This is a genomic window from Sphingomonas sp., assembly GCF_042095875.1.
GTDB lineage: Bacteria > Pseudomonadota > Alphaproteobacteria > Sphingomonadales > Sphingomonadaceae > Sphingomonas.
In genome coordinates, this window is record NZ_JBELMJ010000070.1 from 1 (window position 1) to 3,092 (window position 3,092).

2 protein-coding genes are annotated in these 3,092 nt (G+C 67.8%); one reads left to right on the forward strand and one right to left on the reverse strand.

The window, feature by feature from the left end; genetic code table 11:
- Window positions 1-1,366: Rne/Rng family ribonuclease (locus tag ACFDS6_RS15910; RefSeq protein ID WP_375273090.1), on the reverse strand; the 1,366-nt coding region annotated here is incomplete at its 3' end.
- 519 nt (window positions 1,367-1,885) lie between these two features.
- Here ACFDS6_RS15910 and ACFDS6_RS15915 point away from each other — a divergent pair.
- Window positions 1,886-3,076: an N-acetylmuramoyl-L-alanine amidase gene (locus ACFDS6_RS15915; RefSeq protein WP_375273084.1), complete on the forward strand. Its 1,191-nt coding sequence runs from the start codon at window positions 1,886-1,888 to the stop codon at window positions 3,074-3,076.
- Window positions 3,077-3,092 lie beyond the last annotated feature (16 nt).

Genomic DNA, 3,092 nt, shown 5'->3' on the forward strand with positions numbered 1-3,092 from the left:
CCATGTCGATGAAGTCGATGACGACCAGACCCGCCATGTCGCGCAGGCGCAGCTGGCGCGCGATCTCCTGCGCGGCCTCGAGGTTGGTCGCGGTCGCGGTCTGCTCGATATTGTGCTCGCGCGTCGAGCGGCCCGAGTTGATGTCGATCGATACCAGCGCCTCGGTCGGGTTGATGACCAAGTAGCCGCCCGACTTCAGCTGAACGACCGGATGGTACATCGCGGCGAGCTGATCCTCGACGCCAGCGCGCTGGTAGAGCGGCACGGGGTCGCTGTAATGCTTCACCTTCTTGGCGTGCGTCGGCATCAGCAGGCGCATGAAGTCCTTGGCCTGGCGATAGCCCTCGTCGCCCTCGACGATCACCTCGTCGATGTCCTTGTTGTAGATGTCGCGAATCGCGCGCTTCATCAGGTCGCTGTCGCCGTAGACGAGCGCCGGCGCCGACGAGGACAGCGTCTTGTCGCGAATTTCATCCCATAGCCGCGCCAGGTAGTCGAAGTCGCGCTTGATCTCGGTCTTGGTGCGCTGCAGCCCGGCGGTGCGCACGATGCAGCCCATCGACGACGGCAGTTCGAGGTCCGCCATGATCGCCTTCAACCGCTTGCGATCGCCCGAATTACTGATCTTGCGGCTGATCCCGCCGCCGTGCGACGTGTTGGGCATCAGCACGCAGTAGCGCCCGGCGAGGCTCAAGTAGGTGGTCAGCGCCGCACCCTTGTTGCCGCGCTCTTCCTTGACGACCTGCACCAGCAGCACCTGCCGGCGGCGGATCACGTCCTGGATCTTGTAGCGACGACGCAGGTTCATGCGCCGCTGACGCAGCGCCTCGACCTGATCGTCGCCGTTCGAGCGGCGGCCCTTGCGGCGGCGCCCGCCCTGTTCGTCGCTGCTCGCGTCGGCATCGGCGTCGCTCTCACCCGCCTCGTCGGCGTGGTCGTCGTCGTGCGCGGCGTGCTCGTCGAAGTCGTGATCGTCGGCGTCGTGCTCACCCGCGTCGTCGAACCGGCCGGTCGCGTCTGCGTCATCCTCGTCGAAGGTCGCGTCGTCGTCGGCGTCGAGCTCGGCGCGAAGCTTGGCTTCCTCCGCGGCATGCTCAGCCTCTTCGCGCAGCAGCGCGTCGCGGTCTTCCTTGGGGATCTGGTAATAGTCGGGGTGGATTTCCGAGAAGGCGAGAAAGCCGTGGCGGTTGCCGCCATAGTCGATGAACGCGGCCTGGAGCGACGGCTCGACGCGCGTCACCTTGGCGAGGTAGATGTTGCCCTTGAGCTGCTTGCGCTCGGCGCTCTCGAAGTCGAATTCCTCGATCCGGTTACCCTTGACGACGGCGACGCGGGTTTCTTCCCGGTGGCGTGCGTCGATCAGCATACGCGTGGTCATTGATTGTTCTCCGCGCGCAGGGCCGTCCGGCTAGCGGTGCGCCCGCGCGATAAAAGGAATGGCGCCGCGGTTGATCGGGCGCCGATGATGCGAAAAATGCCTTCGTCGGCCGTGCAGCCCCGGACGCCTGATGGCCGGGGAACGCCGCGCCCGCGCCGCCGGCGAAGGCCGGGCGGAACAGCGAGCGGGCGGGATGCAACATTGCGGACGTCAACCTGAATGCTCGCCGCGGCACATATGCCGGATGAGCGGTGTCGCCGGAGCTTGACGTGCGGGTGCACAACTCCGGTCAGGCCCTAGCTAGCATCGGTTAAGCCAGCCATCAACTGCCGGTTCTTGCCGACGAGCGGCAAGCGTTTGCCGGCAAAAGATGGCGAAGACGCGATTAACCCCGTCGCGCAAGGTCGCTTTGAGGGCTGCCCGCTACACCGACCGCCAGAGGTCAAAGGGTTGCGTATCATGGCTTTTTGCTGGACGGACAGGCGCGTTTCGCGGCATGGGCGCCGCGTGTCGATCGTTCTCGCGCTGTTGTTGGGCGTGTTCGCTGGCGTACCCGGCTGGGCCGCGACCGTCGAGCGGGTCGACGTGTCGGATGGCAAGGTCGTGATCCACTTCGACGACGCGGTCTCCGCCGCCTCCAGCTTCCTGCTCGCCGAGCCGCAGCGGATCGCGGTCGACATCGACGGCGCGCAGCCGGGCCGCTCGATCGGCGAGCGCGACGAGGACACCGCGGTGACCGCGGTGCGCCAGGGCGTCCACGGTGCGAGCGGCGCGCGCGTGGTGCTCGACCTCGCCCAGCCGATGATCGTGGAGCGCGGGCGCTTCGGCGACGACGGGCGCGCGCTGACGCTGACGCTGAAGCCGGTCGCGTCGGAACAATTCGTCGCGGCGAGCAGCGGCGCGCCGCTCAACTGGACCGGGCGCGTGGCGGCTGCCGGCTACGCCGTGTCGCAGGCCGTGCCGCCCGCGCGCAGCGCGCTGCCGCTGCCCAAGGTACGCGGCGACGAGAGTCGGCCGCTGGTGGTGATCGATGCCGGCCACGGCGGGCACGATCCCGGCTCGATCTCGCCCGACGGGCAGCTGCGCGAGAAGGACCTGACGCTCAAGATGGCGCTGGCGGTGCGCGACGCGCTGCTGAAGTCGGGTCGGGTGCGCGTCGCGCTGACCCGCGACGACGACGAGTTCCTGGTGCTGCGCGAGCGATACGGCGTGGCGCGCAAGCTGAAGGCGGACCTGTTCATCTCGATCCACTGCGACAGCGCGTTGTCGACCGAGGCGTCGGGCGCGACTGCCTACACATTGTCGGAGGTCGCGTCGGACAAGGAAGCCGCGCGGCTGGCCGCGCGCGAGAACAAGGTCGACATCATCAACGGCGTCGACCTGGACCGCAACCCGGACGTGTCGTCGATCCTGATCGACCTGACGCAGCGCGAGACGATGAACGCGTCGGCGGGCTTCGCGCGACTGCTGGGTCGCGAGGCGCAGCCGTTGATGGCGACCAAGCCGAACTTCCACCGCATGGCGTCGCTGATGGTGCTGAAGGCGCCCGACACGCCGTCGATCCTGCTGGAAGCGGGCTTTATCTCCAACGTCAACGATGCCGCGTTCCTGGCGAGCGACGCGGGGCGGAGCAACGTGGCGGAGAGCGTGCGGCGCGCGGTGGAAATCTATTTCGCGCGGCGGCTGGCGCTGCGCTGAGCGCGAAAGGTGAGGC